The following is a 17,288-nucleotide window of genomic DNA, read 5'->3' as shown; positions in this document are numbered from 1 at the left end:
ATGACTGATACTGATTTTCTGACCATCGCCGGGCGCCAGTACGCCTCGCGCCTGCTGGTCGGCAGCGGCAAGTACCGTGACCTTGAACAGACCCGCGCAGCGACGCTGGCCGCCGGCGCCGAGATCATCACCGTGGCGATCCGCCGCGTAAACATCGGCCAGGACCCGAACGCGCCCAGCCTGCTGGACGTGCTGCCGCCCGATGAATTCACCATCCTGCCCAACACCGCCGGCTGCTACACCGCCAAGGACGCGGTCTACACCCTGCAGATGGCGCGCGAGCTGCTCGGTGGCCGCAAGCTGGTAAAGCTGGAAGTGCTGGGCGACGAGAAGACCCTGTTCCCGCAGATGCCGGAAACACTCAAGGCGGCCGAAACGCTGGTGCGCGACGGTTTCGACGTGATGGTCTACTGCAGCGACGACCCGATCCAGGCCCGCATCCTGCAGGAGATCGGCGTGGTCGCGGTGATGCCGCTGGCCTCGCTGATCGGCTCGGGCATGGGCATCCTGCATCCCTGGAACCTGTCGCTCATCATCGAGCAGGCCACGGTGCCGGTGCTGGTCGACGCCGGCGTCGGCACGGCGTCGGATGCGGCCATCGCGATGGAGCTGGGCTGCGACGGCGTCCTGATGAACACCGCGATCGCCGCCGCGCGCGACCCGGTGCGGATGGCGCGCGCCATGCGCCATGCCGTCATCGCCGGCCGCGAAGCACACCTGGCGGGCCGCATGCCGAAGCGTTTCATGGCCTCGCCCTCGTCGCCCAAAGAAGGCCTGGCGACCTGATGGTCCCGAACGTCCTGGTGTTCGCCGGGCTCGACCCGGGCGGGGGCGCCGGCCTGGCGGCGGATATCGCCGCCATCGGCGCCCTCGGCGGCCACGCGCTGCCGGTGGCGACGGCGCTCACGGTGCAGGACAACAACCGGGTGCACGAGGTGCGGCCGGTCGACCCGGGCCTGGTCACGCGCCAGGCCGTGGCGCTGATCGACACCTGCCGCATCGACGCGGTCAAGATCGGCATCCCCGGCAGCCGCGAGAACGCGGCGGCGATCGCGCAGCTGCTGCAGCGGCTGCGCGCGGCCAGGCCGGGGCTGGCGGTGGTGCTCGACCCGGTGCTGGCCAGCGGCCATGGCGATGCGCTCGGCAGGGGCAATGCCCTGGCGGCGCTGGCCGAGCTGCTGCCGCTGGCGACGCTCGTCACGCCCAACCTGCCGGAAGCCGCGGCGCTCGGCCCCATCCCGTGCGAGCACGTGCTGGTGACCGGCGGGCACGGGGAGGGCGACGTCATCGTCAACCGCTGGCTGCGCGCTGGTGTCGAACAACAGGCCTGGCGCCTGCCGCGCCTGCCCCACGATTACCACGGCAGCGGTTGCACCCTGGCCTCAAGCATCGCGGCGCGCCTGGCCCTGGGCGAGGGCATGAAGGAGGCGCTCGAGTACGCCCAGGACTACTGCCACTTGACGCTGGCGCACGCCATTTCCATCGCGCCGGGACAGCGCATCCCGCGCCGCATCCTGCACATCCATTGAAAGGACAGCCTTGAAACCACACGACTTGCGAGGACTCTACCTGGTCACGCCGGACTGGGACGACACCGACCGCCTGCTCGCCGCCACCGAAGCGGCGCTTGGGGGTGGCGCCGCCCTGGTGCAGTACCGCCACAAGGAAGCGAGCCCGGAACTGCGGCAGGAGCAGGGCGCGGCCCTGCTGGCGCTGTGCCGCCGCTACGGCCGGCCCCTGGTCATCAACGACCACCTCGACCTGTGCCGCGCACTCGATGCCGACGGCGTGCACCTGGGCGGCGCCGACACCTCGATCGCGCAGGCGCGCTTCATCCTCGGACCGGGCAAGATCGTCGGCGCGTCCTGCTATGGCGAGCTGGATCCGGCGCGCGCGGCGGAGCAGGACGGCGCCAGCTACGTGGCCTTCGGCGGCTTCTATCCCTCGCCGGTCAAGAAGTACAGCTTCGTGACCGCGCCCGACATCGTCGACACCTGGCGCGCCGCGTCGCAACTGCCGCTGGTCGTCATCGGCGGCATGACGCCGGCGAATGCCGAGCCGTTGGCAAGGCGTGGTGCTCATATGGTGGCCGCCATCACGAGCGTCTATGGCGACCCGGATCCGGCCAGCGCGGCGCGCCGCTTCGCCGCGCTGTTCGCCTGACGCTTACTGTCCCGCAGCGGCGAGCGCGGCGCCACCCTGCAAGCGGCGCTGCAGCAGGTCCCTGGCCATCTCGAGCGCCTGGTCCGGCTTCGCCGCGATGTCCGGGATGACGCCCGTACCTTCCCAGTTGCTGTTGGTGATCGGGCTGATCGTGCGGCGGCTCGGGATCACGGCATAGAAATGCTCGCCCAGGCGGAACGGGCGTGCGGGATGGGCGCCGCCCCAGGTGGGTTCGCCGATGACTGTGGCACGCTTCAGCGCCTGCATGGTATAGGCAAAGTCTTCGCCGGCCGACATCGTGTCCGGGCCGACCAGGATCATGACCGGCTTCTTGCCGCCGTAGCGTTTTCCGTCGAGTTTGTCCAGGGTCCAGTGCTGGATGGAGGCGCCGGTTTCGCGGTCCCAGATGTCATTGAGGCGGGTGCGGCCGTCGACGAAATAGCTGACCAACAGGGCCACCGTTTGCGGCCCGCCGCCGCCGTTGTCGCGCAGGTCCACGATGAGGCCATCGGTATCGGCGAGTTCGTCCATCGCCGCCGCGTACTTCTCGAGCATCAGGAAATGGGGCGGGAAACCGGACAACTGCAGGTAGCCGATCCTGGGAGCCAGGTGATCGACCTTTTCCACGCCGAGGTTCGAGAAGCGCGCCATCACGCGTGCGACGAAGGGGGCCTGCCGCTCCCACTCCGCTTTCGTCTCCGGCGGCGGCCCGACCCGGTCGGGCGGCACGGGCCTCGGGCTGAACCCCACCGTCATGTGCAGGTCGCGGGCGACGCCATGCAGGTCATCCGTGAGCTGCATGGCCAGCTGCTTGCCATCCGTGATCCCGTCATACTTGCCCGCTTGCTGGCGCTGGCGCAGCACGGTTTCGATCTGCTTGGCCTTGTCGGGAAAAACGTAGTGACTGTTCAGCCTCGCCACCAGCGTATCGACTGTTTTCGTCCGCATCGCACTGTCGACGATCACCTCCGGCTGCGGCCAGACCCGATCGGCCACGGGACGCCACAGCGGTACGGTGGCAGCGGCGCCAATGACGCTCAGCAGCAGCAAGGACGGTATGACAATCCATTTCTTTTTCATTTTTTTCCTTTGATTGTGGTACGCGGTTGGTCAAGATGCGGATTGAGGATAGCATAAAAAATTTCCATCAAATGGAAAATATAACTACTTATGTTTTATGAATAATGACTTGGAAGTGGCAATCGACTCACGGGTCGTACGTTGCGGCTGGGAGACAAACAGGGTTGTAAAGACTGTTTCTTGCTATGGCGCAAAATATATAATCCTGTGACATTTCTTTTATGCGTCCCGCATTGCCATGCAAGCCATATCCCCCGAATCGACAATGAAACAAACCAAGGTGGGCACCCGCCTGGCGCTGGGCTTCGCCCTCGTGCTGCTCATGCTGCTGGCCGTGATCGCCTTCGGCATCAAGCAGCTCGCCAGCCTGAACGAGGGCACCCGCTCGATGGCGGTGGAGGCCTATCCGAAGGTGGTGCTGGCGCAGAACCTGGCCGACCGCATCAACCGAACCGCGCGCACCGTGCGCGACCTGCTGCTCTTGAGCGAACCTGAAGCGGACAAGAAGAACTTCGCGGCGATCGCCACCGCGCGCAAGGAAACCGAGGAGATGTTCGCGAAGCTGGCGGCGACCGCACATTCCGAGGAGGGCGTACGCAAGCTGCAGGCCTACCGCGCGGCCTATGCCCGGTACATCGGCGCGATCGACGGCATATTGAAGCTGCACGCCGCCGGCGAACGCGATGCCGCCATCGCCCAGTTGCTCGGCCCCGCGCGCAAGCTGCAAAGCGCCGTGTTCATCGCCTCCAACGAACTGATCGAACACCACGGCGGCAGCATGCAGACCACCTACGACGCCGCCCAGCAGACCTATGCGCTGGGCCGCAATGCGATGTTGACCTTGGGCGCGCTGGCGCTGCTGCTCGGCGCCGCGGCCGCCGTCCTGATCACGCGCGGCCTGCTGCGCCAGCTCGGCGGCGAGCCGGCCTACGCGGCGCAGCTGGCCGGCCAGATCGCCGGCGGCAACCTGGCGGTGCGGATCGACCTGCGCGAAGGCGACGAGCGCAGCCTGCTGTTCGCGATCAGCCGCATGCGCGACAGCCTGGCCGGCATCGTCAGCCAGGTGCGCAGCGCGACCGCGACGATCGCCACCGCGTCCGGCGAACTCCATGCCGGCAACCAGGACCTGTCGAGTCGCACCGAACAGCAGGCGTCCTCGCTCGAGGAAACCGCCTCGTCGATGGAAGAACTGACCTCCACCGTGCGCCAGACCGCCGACAATGCGCGCCAGGCCAACGGCCTCACCGCGGCCGCGTCCAGCGTGGCGCTGCGCGGCGGCGAGGTGGTCGAGCAGGTGGTCGGGACCATGGGCGCGATCGACGAAGCCTCGCGCCGCGTGGTCGACATCATCGGCGTCATCGACGGCATCGCTTTCCAGACCAATATCCTGGCCCTGAACGCGGCGGTGGAAGCGGCGCGCGCCGGCGAGCAGGGACGCGGCTTCGCGGTGGTGGCGGGCGAGGTGCGCAGCCTGGCCCAGCGCTCGGCCGCGGCGGCGCAGGAAATCAAGGCGCTGATCGGCGCCTCCAGCGAGCGGGTCGACTCGGGCAGCGCGCTGGTGGCGCAAGCCGGCGCCACCATGCGCGAGGTGGTCGAGAGCGTGCGCCGGGTCACCGACGTGGTGTCCGAGATCAGCGCCGCGACCGCCGAGCAGAGCGAGGGCATCGAGCAGGTCAACGGCGCGATCGCGCAGATGGACCTGGTGACCCAGCAGAATTCCGCGCTGGTCGAGCAGGCCGCCGCCGCCGCCGAGGCCATGCAGGAAGAAGCCGCGCGCCTGCAGGCGCTGGTGGCGGTGTTCGTACTGGCCGAAGGCGCCCCGGCGCCGGCCGCGCGCTCCCCGCGGCGCGCCATCGCCCACGCCGCCTGATCGCTGCGCCCCGCGTCCCTCCAGCGCGAGGGACGGACAGGACTTTGCATACAATAGCCGTATTGATCCGACGACCAAGACGACGATGCGACCGAAGCGCCTGCTCATCCACTCCCGCCGCCATCCTTCCGCCTTCCTGCTGCTGGTGCAGCTGGCCGGCATGCTGCTGTATCCCTTCATCGAGGGCGAGCCGGCCGGGCATGCGGTGTTCAATGTGTTCGGCGTGGTGGTGCTGTCGCTGACGATCCGCATGGTGCGCCGCACGCCCGGCGAGACCCGGGTCAGCATCGCCCTCGCCGTGCCGATCATCGCGCTGCTGGCGCTGCAGACCCTGTTCGACCTGCGTCCCCAGCTGCTGCCCTGGTCCTCGGGTCTGGAAGCGCTGTTCTACTTCTACGCGGCCGGCAGCCTGATCGCCTACATGATGGGCGACCGCCAGGCCACCACCGACGAACTGTTCGCCGCCGCCTCGACCTTTACCCTGCTGGCCTGGGCCTTCACCCATCTCTACCTGATGGTGCAGGAACTGCATCCGAACACGTTCGCGGCCGCTGTCAACGCCGGCGCGCCGCGCACCTGGAGCGAACTGAATTACCTGAGCTTCGCGCTGCTGTCGAGCACCGGCATCGGCGACGTGATTCCGCTGACCACCCACGCGCGCGCCCTGTGCAGCGTCGAGATGCTGGTCGGCGTGATGTACCTGGCGGCGGTGGTGGCGCGCCTGATCGGCTTCACCACCCAGGGCAAGGTGATGCGGCGCCATCCGAATGCGCCGCGCGAGCCGTGGGAGCGCGACTGATCAGTCTTCGATGCTGGTCTCGGGAGGCGTCGTGGACAGGCCGGCCGGCGTGCGAATGATCTCGGTCGTGTAGCTAAAGTCGAAGCTTCTGAATCCGCCCGGGAAAGGCTTGCTCGCCCAGAAGGCCAGGTGGATGGTGCGGTCGAGCCGGGTGTCGCCGGAAGGCTGGATCGTGGTGACACTATTTACCTTGCCGTCGAAGTCCAGATAGACCCGGTACTTTCCGCTGTACCTGCCTTGCTTTGCATCGGGAGACGGAACGAAGCGGATCGGCGGCAAATGGGCGAGCAGTTCGGCTTCGAAGACAGGCTGCTCTTTCACCAGGGTCTCAGCGCCGCCCGCCTTTGGCAGCCGTGGATCGCGCACCGGCGGCACGATAGGGCCGAACGTTGTCTGCCCGGGCGCCTGCTGGAGAGTTGGCGGGATGCCGCCGCGGCCCGCGTCCTGCTCCCCGCCGGAATGGTTGAATACGGCGCGCAGCACTGCGCTGAGCGCCAGGAACAGCACGACGCCCTGCCAGGTGCTGAAGGTGCGTTGCGGCCCGGCGGGCGCGGTAACGGCGTCCTCGGCATCGAGATCGATCGGCTTGCCGCCGGCCTCCCGGTAGATGGCGCGCCAGCGCTCCACATTCCCCATATCGGTGACGATCGCCATCAGCGCCGGGAAGCGCGCCAGCATGCGCTCGGCATCGCGCATCGATTTGAGTATCTCGCGCCTGGCGGGCAGCCCTTCCGAACGCAGCATCTTCGCCAGTTCGCGCATGCGGACCTGCTCATTCCCCGGCTGCGCATGGAAGACGTGGCGCTCTTCGATCGCCTGGTCGAGCAAACGGCCGGCCTGCCCCAGCTGCCACAGACGGCGCCGGTCGCCGTCCCAGGCGAAGGCTTCCTTCGCCGCCACGAACAGCGCCTCGTGCCCCTGGCGCCAGCCGTTGGCCAGCATCGAGGCCACGAAGGCCTCGAAGTAGATGCGGGCGTCGATGTTGACCAGTTCCTCGTCGCCGAAGCGCGCCTCGATCGCCGCGCGCCATGCCTCGACGTCGCCCAGCTTGCCCCACTCGGTCAACTCCTTGGCGCTGTTTCCCAGGCGGCCGAAGACCTCGCCCCCGAGGCGCATGGCTTCGGGTGGTTCCGGTTCGGGCTCAGGCTCCGGCGCCGGCTCCTGCGCTGCCGGCGGCGCTTCCTGCACGACGCTGTCGGCCGCGGCGGGCGGCGCGTCTGCGGCGTCCTGCGCCAGCTTCCAGCGCGCCCAGTCCAGCGCCACCTCGTAGGCGCTGCGCAGCGCCTGGAAGGCGTCCGGATCGGCTTCCTGGTCGATGCGCTTGAGCTTGCGCGCATAGGCGCGGCGGATGTCGCGTTCCTCGGCGCCCTCGTCGAGCTCGAGCAGTTCGAGGAAATCGTGGGTGGTGTCCATGCCTCAGGCGTCGGGCAGCAGGAAGCTCTGATGGTCGAAGTAGTCGACCACCTCGCGGAAGGCCTTGGCGGCGGGCGCGATCGTACGCGCATCCTGCGACTCCAGCGCCGTCTCGAAGCCGGTGATCTCGCGGCCCAGCTGCTCGCGCGGCATGCCGCGCAGGTGCTGGTACAGGCGCTCGGCGCGCGCCAGCAGGGTGCGGTTCTCGATCCGGTCGCGCGGGTGGATCTTCAGTTCCGACAGCGCGACGAAGCGCCGTGCGATCTCCTGCTCGGTGAGCAGGCCCGGATTGCCTTCGATGACCAGCGCATGCACCTCCTTGGTCGCGACCACCGTCGCCTCGACCTGCAGCAGGCCGTTGACGTCGTAGGTGAAGCGCACGTCGACCCCGTGCTCGTGGGCGGCGGCGGGCATCCGTACCTCGAGCTGGCCGAGCTTGATGTTGTCGCTGGCCATGCGCGCCTCGCCCTGGTACACGAGCAGTTCGATCACCTGCTGGTCGTCGCGGATCGGGAAGTAGCGCTTGACCCGGCTGACCGGCACCACCGTGTTGCGTTCGATGATGGGGTCGAAGTGGCCGTGCGAGAAGTGGTCGCCGCCGATGCGCACGGTGGTGGCCACGCCGAGGGAGTAGGGCGCGACGTCGGTCATCACGACTTCGTCCAGCGCCGCGTCGCGCATCTTGAGCCCCGCCTGCACCGCCGCGCCGAGCGCCACCACTTCGTCGGGATTGATGTCGCAGGACGGGAAGCGGCCGAACATGCGCGCCGCCATGCGCCGCACGATCGGCATGCGGGTGGCGCCGCCCGCCAGCACGATGTTGTCCAGCTCCGCCAGCGGCAGGCTGGCGTCGCGCAGCGCCCGTTCGACCGGGCTGCGCAGGCGCGCCAGCAGCAGCGCGCAGGCCTTTTCCAGCGCGGCTTCGTCGAGCGTCATCCGGTAATCCTGGCGGCCGTCGCCGGCCACGATCTCGGCCTGCGGACCGTCGCTGAGGGCGCGCTTGGCCAGTTCCACCTGCGCCGCGAGGCGCTGCATGAAGGCGGCGTCGTGGCGCAGGGAGGCGGGCGCCTCCGTGGTCTCGAAAAAGCGCTCGACCAGCACCGTGACGAAATCCTCGCCGCCCAGGTGGTTGTCGCCGGCCGAGGCGCGCACTTCCATCACGCCCTCGAACAGGTCGAGCACCGAGACGTCGAAGGTGCCGCCGCCCAGGTCGAACACGAGGAATTTCGATTCGCCCTCGCGCAGGTGGATGCCGTAGGCCAGGGCGGCGGCGGTCGGTTCGTTGAGCAGGCGCTCGACCTTCAGGCCGGCGAGCTGGCCGGCGGCGCGGGTGGCCTTGCGCTGGGCGTCGGAAAAGTAGGCCGGCACGGTGATCACGGCTTCCTCGATGGGGTGGCCGAGCGCGGCCTCGGCGTCTTCCTTCAGCGAGCGCAGCACCAGCGCCGACAGCTCTTCGGGCCGGAATGCGCGCTTGCCGAGGAAGATCGTCCTGTCGCTGCCCATCAGGCGCTTGAAGTTGGCGGCGCTGTGCTGCGGGTGGGTCTGCAGGCGTTCGCGCGCGGCGCGTCCGACCAGGATGCTGCCGTCCTCGTCGACGCTGACGCAGGATGGCGTCAGCACCTCGCCCAGGCTGTTCGGGATCAGGCGCGGGGCGCCGTTTTCCCACACCGCGATCAGGCTGTTGGTGGTGCCCAGGTCGATCCCGACGATCATCGCTTCCCTCATTTGCATGCACATGAATCGGACGATATTACCGGGAAGTCAGGAGTATTGATCGGGTCGGTGTTCTTTTATACGACATGGGTAGGCCCTGCAGGGTATAAGAGGTACACGACCGGCTGCTTTCGACCCATAGCGGACGATCGCATGTCCGAAAACTTGGTCCTATTCGAGCGGGGCCTCATACATAACAGCAACCAACTTGCCCGTCGCTGCATCGCGTTCAAAAGCGCTGCATGGCGGCGCATCGAGTAACGATGTGATATCCGGAGAGTAGTTGGCGATCGTGTTCACATCGTAAATGCCATGATGGGATGGATCATCCATGTAATCCTGCGTCTCGTCCCCGGCCATGAAACACCATCCGCTGTCATGCTGACGCGTGCTTGGCTCACGGACCATATACCCTACCGGCCTTCCGTCAACGGTGATCCTGTCCGTGGCAATACACCCACCTCGACCCGTTGCAAGGGGCTTAATCTGATCAGCGGTCAACGCGAATTTTTTCATGCAGTTTGTCCATTCCTATAGAGACTTCAAACAGGTACGCCGCAGGCCTTTTCGAGGGACCGCTTCTGGTCGAAAACAGCCGGTCGAAGTGGGCATTATTTCCGCGCCTACTTTACGGGTTTATGTTTCTGAACGATGGCAGCGATCTCTGCGTCGAGTTGTTGCTGCTCCTTCCGCAGTTTTAGTGCCGATGCTTGCTCGGCCTTACGCTGCGCGTCGGCGCCCGCGGGATCAAATCTTCCCGCGACATAGTTAGCCTGATTTTCTTCCGGAAAGTCTTCAAAATATTCTGACCATTCACCCATATCTGCTCTCCAGTAGGTTTCCTCGACAGCCAATTGGCCACACGGACAAGCCTGACACCCGCTTGCTGCCGAGGTCGGCCGTTCCGTCCAAGATAGCAGGTTGCCGAGCCGAAAAATCCACGGACTGTCACGACTGGCTGCTGCCAACCCACAGCAGACCTTCGCTCTAGCCTTTTCCGAGCTTCCACCATGGCCGTTTTCGAGGAACGTCGGGCACCTCCGGCTCTTCTGGCGGAGCAACGCCTAGCGTCTGCGCGCAGATCGAGTTCCACACTACAGCATCAAGTGGCATTGCACTGGAGCAGTCAATCTTTCCCACAAATGAAGGGTGCGGGGCGAACCCGAAAAACTGGCTTGGGCCACGAGAAACCCTATGCTCTTTGAGCAAAGCAACTCCTTGACTTAGAAGATGCTGCTCCTGCCATTTGGGAGAATTCATCAACTCGCCGAACTGCTGGAAGCTAGCAGCAACCGGGTGCACCCCACCTTCCAACACGTCTAACTTCATTACCTCGCGTGACCTGCGCTCGTAGAACAAATCACCAAATGCAGAAGCGCCGATAGGACGAATCACGCCATTCTCCAAACCCGGCCATTCCGCAAACAGTACTTTAAAGTCGAGTAGCGATGCGTCAACAAATAGATCGTTCCAGGTCAGCGGGTTCATAAGCGAAGTTTAGGGTTCCAGAATTGGCGAAGGTCCGCTTTTGGCCGAACCCGGCCGTTGCGCCCGAATCGGATGATCTCATCGCTAATCCGGATGGATCGATCGCCCCGGCGCGTCTTTATGCGACGCGCGTATGTATTCATGAAGCCAGCGGGACACAGGTCCGTTGACCGCTTCGCCTTGCCGTGCGATATTGCTTTTCTTGCCATCTCATCGAAAGCAACCGCATGCGTCTCCAGCTCTCTGCCCTCGTCATCGCCCTCACCACCGCCGGCTGCGCCACCGGCCCGAACCAGCTCGACTCGATCTCGCCAAACGCCCTGCGCGGTCATGTCTCCTTCCTGGCTTCCGACCTGCTCGAAGGCCGCGGCACGCCGTCGCGCGGCCAGGACGTGGCGACCGAGTACATCGCGTCCCAGTTCCGCGCCGCGGGCCTGGAGCCGGCTGGTGACGACGGCTATTACCAGACTGCGACCTGGCAGTACGCGGAGCGCAAGGCCGGCGACGTGGTCCTGAGCGTGAAGGCCGGCGGCGCCACCATCGAGGTACCCGCGGGTGCTGCAACCGGCAACTTCCTGGATGCGGTCTCGGTGGCCAACGGCGCGGCTGTGTACATGACCTGGAAGGACGCGCTCGAAAACAACGCCGCCGCCGACGGCAAGGTGTTGGTGGTGCCGGCCGGTCCGGTGCCCGGCGCCGGGCGCGTGCTGCAGCAGAAGCTGACGAGCAAGCCGCGCCTGGTGGTCCTGATCGACAAGGAAAAGCGCCAGAGCGCCGGCACCGGCGGCTGGCTGGTCGATCCGGCGCAGGCGCCGGCCACCGGCGCCGTGCCGGTGCTGGTGCTGCAGGCTCCCGAGGCTGCAGCCGCACTGGAGAAGAGTGGCGCCACGGTTACCGCGCGAGTGGCGGCGGCTGCGCTGCGTCCCGTGAAGCTGCGCAACGTCGTTGGCGTATTGCCCGGTTCCGACCCGAGCCTGAAGAGCACCTACGTGCTGGTCACGGCCCACCACGACCACGTCGGCATCCGCGACGGCGAAGTCTTCAATGGCGCCAACGACGACGCCAGCGGCGTGGTCTCCGCCATCGAGATCGCCAGGGCCCTGAGCGCAGGCAAGGAGCGTCCGCGCCGCAGCATCGTGTTCATGACCTTCTGGGGCGAGGAACTGGGCCTCTTGGGCGCGAAGTACTACGCGCGCCATCCGGTGTTCCCGCTGAAGGACACCGTCGCCATGATCAACCTGGAGCAGACCGGCCGCACCGACGACAGCGAAGGCAAGCAGGTCGGCACCATCGCCATGACCGGCTTCGACTATTCGACCATCAGCGAGACCATGAAGAAGAGCGCCGAGCGCACCGGCATCAAGCTGTGGAAGCACGCCTCGTTCAGCGACATGTTCTTCTCGCGCGCCGACAACCAGGCCCTGGCCGACGCCGGCGTCCCGGCCCACACGCTGTCGGTGGCCTATGCTTTCCCCGACTATCACGGCAAGGACGACACCTGGGAAAAGCTCGACTATGACAATATGGCGCGCGTGACGCGCATGCTGGCGGCGGGCGTGTACGACGTCGCCAATGACGCCAAGCGTCCGGAGTGGACCAGCGTGCCGAAGGCCGTCAACTACGCCGCCAAGGGCCGCGAGCTGACCGGCGCCGCGCCCGCCAAGTGATGGAGGTGCGCCGCCTGCAGCCGCACGAGTGGCAGGCCTACCGCGCGATCCGCCTGCAGGCGCTGGCGGATGCGCCGGACGCCTTCGGCGCCACGCTGGCCGAGGCGCAGGCCTGGCCATTGACGGAGTGGGAGACGCGGCTCGCGCGGGCGGCAACGTCCGGCATCGACTGTCCGCTCGGCGCCGAAATGGACGGGCAGCTGGTCGGCCTGTGCTGGGCCAAGGTCGATGCCCAGGCCCCGGACCTCGTCAACCTGTACCAGATGTGGGTGGCGCCGGCGGCTAGATGCCACGGCGTCGCTCGAGCGTTGCTGGACCAGGCGGTGGCGTGGGCGCAGGCGCGAGGGGCGCGCCGCATGCAGCTCGGCGTGAACTGCACGAATGCCGGCGCACTGCGGCTTTACACGCGCGCGGGCTTCGTTGCGGTGGACGAGCCGTACCCGATGCGACCAGGCGAAACGCTGATGGAACAGCGCATGCGACTTGGCTTCCCCTTGTAAACACAGGTGATATTTCGAGGCAAGGCGGCGCACCGATTCGCCAGCCTTGTTATCATTTCGTCCTTTATGGCGCCGCCTCGCGCGCGGCGTCCCATTCATGCTCATGGTTCAGGAAGGAAAAACATGAAGACGAAGGCAGCCGTTGCTTGGAAGGCGGGCCACCCGCTCACGATCGAGGAAGTCGAACTCGAAGGCCCGAAGGCGGGCGAGGTGCTGGTCGAGGTGAAGGCCACCGGCATCTGCCACACCGACTACTACACGTTGTCGGGCGCCGATCCGGAAGGCCTGTTCCCCGCCATCCTCGGCCATGAAGGCGCGGGCGTGGTGGTCGACGTCGGCCCCGGCGTGACCAGCCTGCGCAAGGACGATCACGTGATTCCGCTGTACACGCCGGAATGCCGCCAGTGCAAATTCTGCCTGTCGCAGAAGACCAACCTGTGCCAGGCAATCCGCTCGACCCAGGGCCGCGGCCTGATGCCGGATGCGACCTCGCGCTTTTCTCTGGACGGCCAGCCGCTGTACCACTACATGGGCACCTCGACCTTCTCGAACTACATCGTGGTGCCGGAGATCGCGCTGGCCAAGGTGCGTTCGGACGCGCCCTTCGACAAGATCTGCTACATCGGCTGCGGCGTCACCACCGGCATCGGCGCCGTGATCTTCACGGCGAAAGTGGAGGCGGGCGCCAACGTCGTCGTGTTCGGCCTGGGCGGCATCGGCCTGAACGTGATCCAGGCGGCCAAGATGGTCGGCGCCGACAAGATCATCGGCGTGGACCTGAACCCGGAACGCGAAGCGATGGCGCGCAAGTTCGGCATGACCCACTTCATCAACCCGACCAAGGTCGAGAACGTGGTCGATGCGATCGTCCAGCTGACCGACGGCGGCGCCGACTACAGCTTCGAGTGCGTCGGCAACGTCAACGTCATGCGCCAGGCGCTGGAGTGCTGCCACAAGGGCTGGGGCCAGTCGATCATCATCGGCGTGGCGGCGGCCGGCCAGGAAATCTCGACCCGTCCGTTCCAGCTGGTGACGGGACGGGAGTGGAAGGGCTCCGCCTTCGGCGGCGCGCGCGGCCGCACCGACGTGCCGAAGATCGTCGACTGGTACATGGAAAAGAAGATCAACATCGATGACCTGATCACCCACCACCTGCCGCTCGAGCGCATCAACGAAGGCTTCGACCTGATGAAGTCGGGCGAGTCGATCCGCTCGGTGGTCGTGTTCTAAGCATCTCCCCGGACGGGCCGCCCGGCCCGTCCTTCCCTCCGCTTTTCCATCCATTCCGCGTTTCCTGCCGCCTGTCGCACCGGGGTGGCCTGGCTGCGTGCATACGCCTACCCTGACACATCGCCGGCTTCGTTCCGGCTAAAAGTAGAAAAAAAGTTCTAGACAATTTTATCTAGAACTTTTAATCTAGTTGTCAACGAGGGAGCAACGATGAACCTGAACGAGCTGCTTGCGAACGCCGCGCCGGCCCTGGCCTGGGCGCTGATCGATTTCCTGTGGCAGGGCCTGCTGGTCGGCTGGGCCGCGGCATTGGTCCTGGCGGCGATGCGCAAGGCGCGTCCGCAAGCACGCTACCTGGTGGCCTGCGGCGCGCTGCTGCTGTGCGCCGCGCTGCCGCTGGCCGGCACGGTGCAGCGCCTGGCCCAGATGGAGGAGGGTGGCGTGACCACCATGTTGGCGGTCGCGGGCACGGATGCCGCGCCAGCGGCGGTGCAGTCGGTGGTGTTCGAGGCCGGACGCTTCGCGGGGTGGGAAGACGCCCTGCAGGAGCGCCTGTCGCTGGTGGTGCTGTTCTGGGCCATCGGCGCCGGGGTGCTGGCGCTGCGCATGCTGCTTGGCCTGATGTGGGTGCGCGAGCGAAGCCAGCCCGGCCGCTATGCGGTCGACCCGGCCTGGCAGGCGCGGCTCGACGAGCTGGCGCGCCGCATGGGCATCGCCCGCCGCGTGGCGCTGGGCCTGGTCGACGACTTGACCAGCCCGGTGACGGCCGGCTGGTGGCGGCCGGTGGTGCTGGTGCCGGCCTCCCTGGTGTCGGGCATGCCGCCGCAGCTGCTGGAAGCGCTGCTGGCGCACGAGCTGGCCCACGTCCGCCGTTGTGACTACTTGGTGAATTTGATCCAGAGCGCGATCGAGATCCTGCTGTTCTACCACCCGGCCGTGTGGTGGCTGTCGAACCGGATCCGCGAAGAGCGCGAACAGATTGCAGATGATGTAGCCGCAAGCACGCTAGGCGAACCGCGGCGCCTGGCACTTGCATTGTCCGAACTGGACCTGTTCCAGTTCACCCCACAACCTGCCTTGGCAGCCCACGGAGGAAATCTCATGTCCCGTATCAAACGCCTGGTTCGCCCCGAAGCCGAAGCCCTGAACTGGAAGCTCGCGCTGCCCATCCTCGGCCTGGCCGTCAGCGCCGCCTTCTATTCCTGGGCCGCGCCGGCCCACGCCGCAGCCGAGCCGCAAGAAAAAGCCGCCACCGTCGTGCAGGCCGACCAGGTCGTCACGCGGCACGGCAACGTCAGCATCAGCACCGCACGCAGCGAACATCCCTACGCCGTGGTGCGCAGCACCGACAAGGGCGTGTCCATGAGCGGCAGCAGCGATGACTGGGACGAGATCAAGCAGGCCAGGAAAAGGATCGGCGGCGACTTCGTCTGGTTCCGCGAAGACGGCCAGGCCTATTACATCCAGGACGCCGCCCTGATGGCCAGGGTGGATGCGGCCTGGGCGCCGGTGAACAAGCTCGGCAAGCAGATGGACGCCTACGGCAAGGAAATGGACGTGCATGGCAAGCGCATGGATGCGCTCGGCAAGGAGATGGATGTCGCCGCGCGCGGCATGAAGGTCGACGACAAGCAGACCCGCGCCGCCGAGGCCCGCATGAAGGAACTGGGCAAGCAGATGGAGGAGCTCGGCAAGCAGATGCACCGCGCCGATGACGAGGAACGCGCACGCCTCAGCCGCCGCATGAGCGAACTCGGCAACCAGATGTCGGCGGAAGGCCAGCGCATCGGCCAGGAATGGCAGCAGCCTGGTGTGCGCCAGGCGCAGCAGTCGATGGATGAGATCGGCCGCCGCATGGGCGAGGCCGGCAAGCCGATGGATGCGATCGGCAAGAAGATGGGCGCGCTGGGCAAGGAAATGGAGCGGGAAACCCATGCGGCCGACAAGACCGTGCGCGCCCTGATCAAGGAAGCGCGTGAAAAAGGCCTGGCCAAGCCGGTGCCGCAGGCGGGCTAAGGTTTTGTAGGGTGGGCGGTCCTCCGCCCACGCGTTCGACTTACGGATGCATCGAGGCGACGCTTCTACTGGTTGAACGCGTGGGCAAAGGATTGCCCACCGTACGGCACTCGCGACGAAGTCGAACAACGCGGGCTGAAAAAAACGCCACCGGCAAGGTGGCGTTCTTATTGGTGCGAACAGCCGCTTAGTGCTGGTCGACCTTGCCGCGCCAGGCGCCGGTTTCCGAACCGCGCTTTTCCAGCAGTTCCTTGAAGTTCTGCAGGTTGCCGCGCAGTTCCATGCGCACGGCGCCGAAGGCGTCGCCGACGGACTCGAGGGCGCTTTCCGGCTCATAGTCCATCTGGACCGTGACGCGGCAGCAGGTGTCCGAGATCTTGTGGAAGTCGGCGACGCCGCCGTTCTTCACGCCGGTGACGCTGCGCCATGCGATGCGCGTGTCCGGGATCTGTTCGGTGATCTCGGCGTCCCATTCCTTGTCTTCGCCGGCCACGTTGGCTTTCCAGTGCAGGTGCTTGTCGTCCAGCTGGCGGATTTCCTTGACGCTCTTCATGAACTGCGGGAAGTCCTCGAACTGGGTCCACTGGTTGTACGCGGTTTTCACCGGGACGTTGATCTCGATGGTCTCGGTCACCGACGAGCTGGCGCCGAAGCCATTGCGGCTTCCTTTGAGTTTCTTGGACAGCAGCATGCCGCCGACGGCGAGCGCGGCGACGGTAACAACGCGGTTGAGCATATGGTTCTCCTTTGAGTGAAAGTCAGGCACGAAGGCCTCGCGATCTGTCGCGAATCTGTCATTAAAATAAGCGAAATGACAATCATGCGGCGCGCGAATCGATGGGCCGCTTATACTGATGAGGTCGCTTGGACATATTTGTTTGCGGCGCGAAAGGAGTGGGACATGGATTTGCAGGGAGGTTGTTTCTGCGGTGCAGTTCGCTACGAGGTCAAGGGCGGGATCTTCAACAGTACGCTGTGCCATTGCACCGACTGCCGCCGGATTTCCGGCGCCCCGGCGCTGGCCTGGTTCAGCGCGCGCCGCGCCGATTTCCGCTATACGAAAGGCGAGCCGGCGCGCTTTTCTTCCAGTGAACAGGTGCTGCGCGGCTTTTGCCCGCAATGCGGCACGACCTTGACCTTCGAAGACGGCCGCTGGCCCGAGGAGCTCGACATTACCAACTGCTCGCTCGACGATCCGAACGCGGTGCCGCCGGGCGACCATACTTTCGTACGCAGCCGCCTGCATTGGGTCAAACTCGCGGATGGCCTGCCGGAGTACCCTTCCACCCGCAGCGCCGGTCCCGGAACGTGAACCCGGCAGCCTACTGGATGGACATACAGTAAATCGG

Annotated in this window: 17 protein-coding genes; 10 read left to right on the top strand and 7 right to left on the bottom strand. The window is 66.1% G+C overall.

Features of this window, described 5'->3' with window-relative positions:
- Genes LQ564_RS18050 through thiE form a run of 3 tightly spaced genes read left to right on the top strand, consistent with a single transcriptional unit; the run spans window position 1 to window position 2,163 of the window.
- Window positions 1–786 (top strand): thiazole synthase, encoded by a 786-nt coding sequence (locus LQ564_RS18050; protein ID WP_231059502.1) that lies wholly within the window; start codon window positions 1–3, stop codon window positions 784–786.
- The gene (locus LQ564_RS18045) at window positions 786–1,529 is read left to right on the top strand and encodes a hydroxymethylpyrimidine/phosphomethylpyrimidine kinase (protein ID WP_231059501.1); all 744 of its coding nucleotides are present in this window, start codon (window positions 786–788) and stop codon (window positions 1,527–1,529) included. Before LQ564_RS18050 ends, LQ564_RS18045 begins: the two co-directional genes overlap by 1 nt.
- Before the next feature lie 25 nt (window positions 1,530–1,554).
- Window positions 1,555–2,163 (top strand): thiamine phosphate synthase, encoded by a 609-nt coding sequence (gene thiE, locus LQ564_RS18040; RefSeq protein ID WP_231059636.1) that lies wholly within the window; start codon window positions 1,555–1,557, stop codon window positions 2,161–2,163.
- A 3-nt stretch (window positions 2,164–2,166) separates the two neighbouring features.
- Here thiE and LQ564_RS18035 read toward each other — a convergent pair whose 3' ends face one another.
- Complete coding sequence (locus LQ564_RS18035; protein WP_231059500.1) at window positions 2,167–3,243, bottom strand: S41 family peptidase; 1,077 nt, start codon at window positions 3,241–3,243, stop codon at window positions 2,167–2,169.
- 265 nt (window positions 3,244–3,508) lie between these two features.
- Between LQ564_RS18035 and LQ564_RS25915 the strand changes: the two genes are divergently transcribed.
- Window positions 3,509–5,113, top strand: a complete 1,605-nt coding sequence (locus LQ564_RS25915) for a methyl-accepting chemotaxis protein (protein ID WP_272492114.1) — start codon at window positions 3,509–3,511, stop codon at window positions 5,111–5,113.
- Window positions 5,114–5,198: 85 nt separating this feature from the next.
- Window positions 5,199–5,912 carry an ion channel gene (locus tag LQ564_RS18020; RefSeq protein WP_231059499.1) on the top strand — a complete coding sequence of 238 codons (714 nt, stop codon included), beginning with the start codon at window positions 5,199–5,201 and terminating at the stop codon, window positions 5,910–5,912.
- Here LQ564_RS18020 and LQ564_RS18015 read toward each other — a convergent pair whose 3' ends face one another.
- The 5 genes from LQ564_RS18015 to LQ564_RS17995 all read right to left on the bottom strand — a co-directional run bounded on the left by LQ564_RS18015 (window position 5,913) and on the right by LQ564_RS17995 (window position 10,526).
- Window positions 5,913–7,325: a hypothetical protein gene (locus tag LQ564_RS18015; protein ID WP_231059498.1), complete on the bottom strand. Its 1,413-nt coding sequence runs from the start codon at window positions 7,323–7,325 to the stop codon at window positions 5,913–5,915. It lies immediately after the preceding gene.
- Window positions 7,326–7,328: 3 nt separating this feature from the next.
- Entirely contained in the window at window positions 7,329–9,038 is a 1,710-nt protein-coding gene (locus LQ564_RS18010; protein WP_231059635.1) for a molecular chaperone HscC, read from the bottom strand.
- A 171-nt stretch (window positions 9,039–9,209) separates the two neighbouring features.
- Window positions 9,210–9,554, bottom strand: a complete 345-nt coding sequence (locus LQ564_RS18005; protein ID WP_231059497.1) for a DUF2185 domain-containing protein — start codon at window positions 9,552–9,554, stop codon at window positions 9,210–9,212.
- A 107-nt stretch (window positions 9,555–9,661) separates the two neighbouring features.
- Window positions 9,662–9,859: a hypothetical protein gene (locus LQ564_RS18000; RefSeq protein ID WP_231059496.1), complete on the bottom strand. Its 198-nt coding sequence runs from the start codon at window positions 9,857–9,859 to the stop codon at window positions 9,662–9,664.
- Between the two features lie 166 nt (window positions 9,860–10,025).
- Window positions 10,026–10,526, bottom strand: a complete 501-nt coding sequence (locus LQ564_RS17995; protein WP_231059495.1) for a hypothetical protein — start codon at window positions 10,524–10,526, stop codon at window positions 10,026–10,028.
- Between the two features lie 227 nt (window positions 10,527–10,753).
- Here LQ564_RS17995 and LQ564_RS17990 point away from each other — a divergent pair, with 227 nt between their 5' ends.
- The 4 genes from LQ564_RS17990 to LQ564_RS17975 all read left to right on the top strand — a co-directional run bounded on the left by LQ564_RS17990 (window position 10,754) and on the right by LQ564_RS17975 (window position 15,939).
- Entirely contained in the window at window positions 10,754–12,193 is a 1,440-nt protein-coding gene (locus LQ564_RS17990) for a M28 family metallopeptidase (protein WP_231059494.1), read from the top strand.
- 5 nt (window positions 12,194–12,198) lie between these two features.
- A complete protein-coding gene (locus tag LQ564_RS17985; RefSeq protein WP_371873511.1) occupies window positions 12,199–12,693 on the top strand; it encodes a GNAT family N-acetyltransferase in 495 nt (164 codons plus the stop codon).
- 123 nt (window positions 12,694–12,816) lie between these two features.
- Entirely contained in the window at window positions 12,817–13,923 is a 1,107-nt protein-coding gene (locus LQ564_RS17980; protein ID WP_231059492.1) for an S-(hydroxymethyl)glutathione dehydrogenase/class III alcohol dehydrogenase, read from the top strand.
- 210 nt (window positions 13,924–14,133) lie between these two features.
- Complete coding sequence (locus LQ564_RS17975; RefSeq protein ID WP_231059491.1) at window positions 14,134–15,939, top strand: M56 family metallopeptidase; 1,806 nt, start codon at window positions 14,134–14,136, stop codon at window positions 15,937–15,939.
- 187 nt (window positions 15,940–16,126) lie between these two features.
- Here LQ564_RS17975 and LQ564_RS17970 read toward each other — a convergent pair whose 3' ends face one another.
- Complete coding sequence (locus tag LQ564_RS17970; RefSeq protein WP_231059490.1) at window positions 16,127–16,675, bottom strand: SRPBCC family protein; 549 nt, start codon at window positions 16,673–16,675, stop codon at window positions 16,127–16,129.
- 165 nt (window positions 16,676–16,840) lie between these two features.
- Between LQ564_RS17970 and LQ564_RS17965 the strand changes: the two genes are divergently transcribed.
- Window positions 16,841–17,251 carry a GFA family protein gene (locus tag LQ564_RS17965; protein ID WP_231059489.1) on the top strand — a complete coding sequence of 137 codons (411 nt, stop codon included), beginning with the start codon at window positions 16,841–16,843 and terminating at the stop codon, window positions 17,249–17,251.
- The last annotated feature ends 37 nt before the right edge of the window (window positions 17,252–17,288 follow it).

Origin of the sequence: Massilia phyllostachyos, assembly GCF_021044825.1 — a bacterium.
GTDB classification, from domain to species: domain Bacteria; phylum Pseudomonadota; class Gammaproteobacteria; order Burkholderiales; family Burkholderiaceae_D; genus Telluria; species Telluria phyllostachyos.
The sequence above is the reverse complement of the archived record's forward strand: the minus strand, read 5'-3'. Positions and strand labels throughout refer to the sequence as shown.

Excerpts from the sequence above, each read along its gene's own strand:
- LQ564_RS18050 (WP_231059502.1), top strand. The coding sequence starts at position 1 with ATGACTGATACTGATTTTCTGACCATCGCCGGGCGCCAGTACGCCTCG.
- LQ564_RS18045 (WP_231059501.1), top strand. The coding sequence starts at position 786 with ATGGTCCCGAACGTCCTGGTGTTCGCCGGGCTCGACCCGGGCGGGGGC.
- LQ564_RS18035 (WP_231059500.1), bottom strand. The coding sequence starts at position 3,243 with ATGAAAAAGAAATGGATTGTCATACCGTCCTTGCTGCTGCTGAGCGTC.
- LQ564_RS25915 (WP_272492114.1), top strand. The coding sequence starts at position 3,509 with ATGAAACAAACCAAGGTGGGCACCCGCCTGGCGCTGGGCTTCGCCCTC.
- LQ564_RS18020 (WP_231059499.1), top strand. The coding sequence starts at position 5,199 with ATGCGACCGAAGCGCCTGCTCATCCACTCCCGCCGCCATCCTTCCGCC.
- LQ564_RS18015 (WP_231059498.1), bottom strand. The coding sequence starts at position 7,325 with ATGGACACCACCCACGATTTCCTCGAACTGCTCGAGCTCGACGAGGGC.
- LQ564_RS18010 (WP_231059635.1), bottom strand. The coding sequence starts at position 9,038 with ATGATCGTCGGGATCGACCTGGGCACCACCAACAGCCTGATCGCGGTG.
- LQ564_RS18005 (WP_231059497.1), bottom strand. The coding sequence starts at position 9,554 with ATGAAAAAATTCGCGTTGACCGCTGATCAGATTAAGCCCCTTGCAACG.
- LQ564_RS18000 (WP_231059496.1), bottom strand. The coding sequence starts at position 9,859 with ATGGGTGAATGGTCAGAATATTTTGAAGACTTTCCGGAAGAAAATCAG.
- LQ564_RS17995 (WP_231059495.1), bottom strand. The coding sequence starts at position 10,526 with ATGAACCCGCTGACCTGGAACGATCTATTTGTTGACGCATCGCTACTC.
- LQ564_RS17990 (WP_231059494.1), top strand. The coding sequence starts at position 10,754 with ATGCGTCTCCAGCTCTCTGCCCTCGTCATCGCCCTCACCACCGCCGGC.
- LQ564_RS17980 (WP_231059492.1), top strand. The coding sequence starts at position 12,817 with ATGAAGACGAAGGCAGCCGTTGCTTGGAAGGCGGGCCACCCGCTCACG.
- LQ564_RS17975 (WP_231059491.1), top strand. The coding sequence starts at position 14,134 with ATGAACCTGAACGAGCTGCTTGCGAACGCCGCGCCGGCCCTGGCCTGG.
- LQ564_RS17970 (WP_231059490.1), bottom strand. The coding sequence starts at position 16,675 with ATGCTCAACCGCGTTGTTACCGTCGCCGCGCTCGCCGTCGGCGGCATG.
- LQ564_RS17965 (WP_231059489.1), top strand. The coding sequence starts at position 16,841 with ATGGATTTGCAGGGAGGTTGTTTCTGCGGTGCAGTTCGCTACGAGGTC.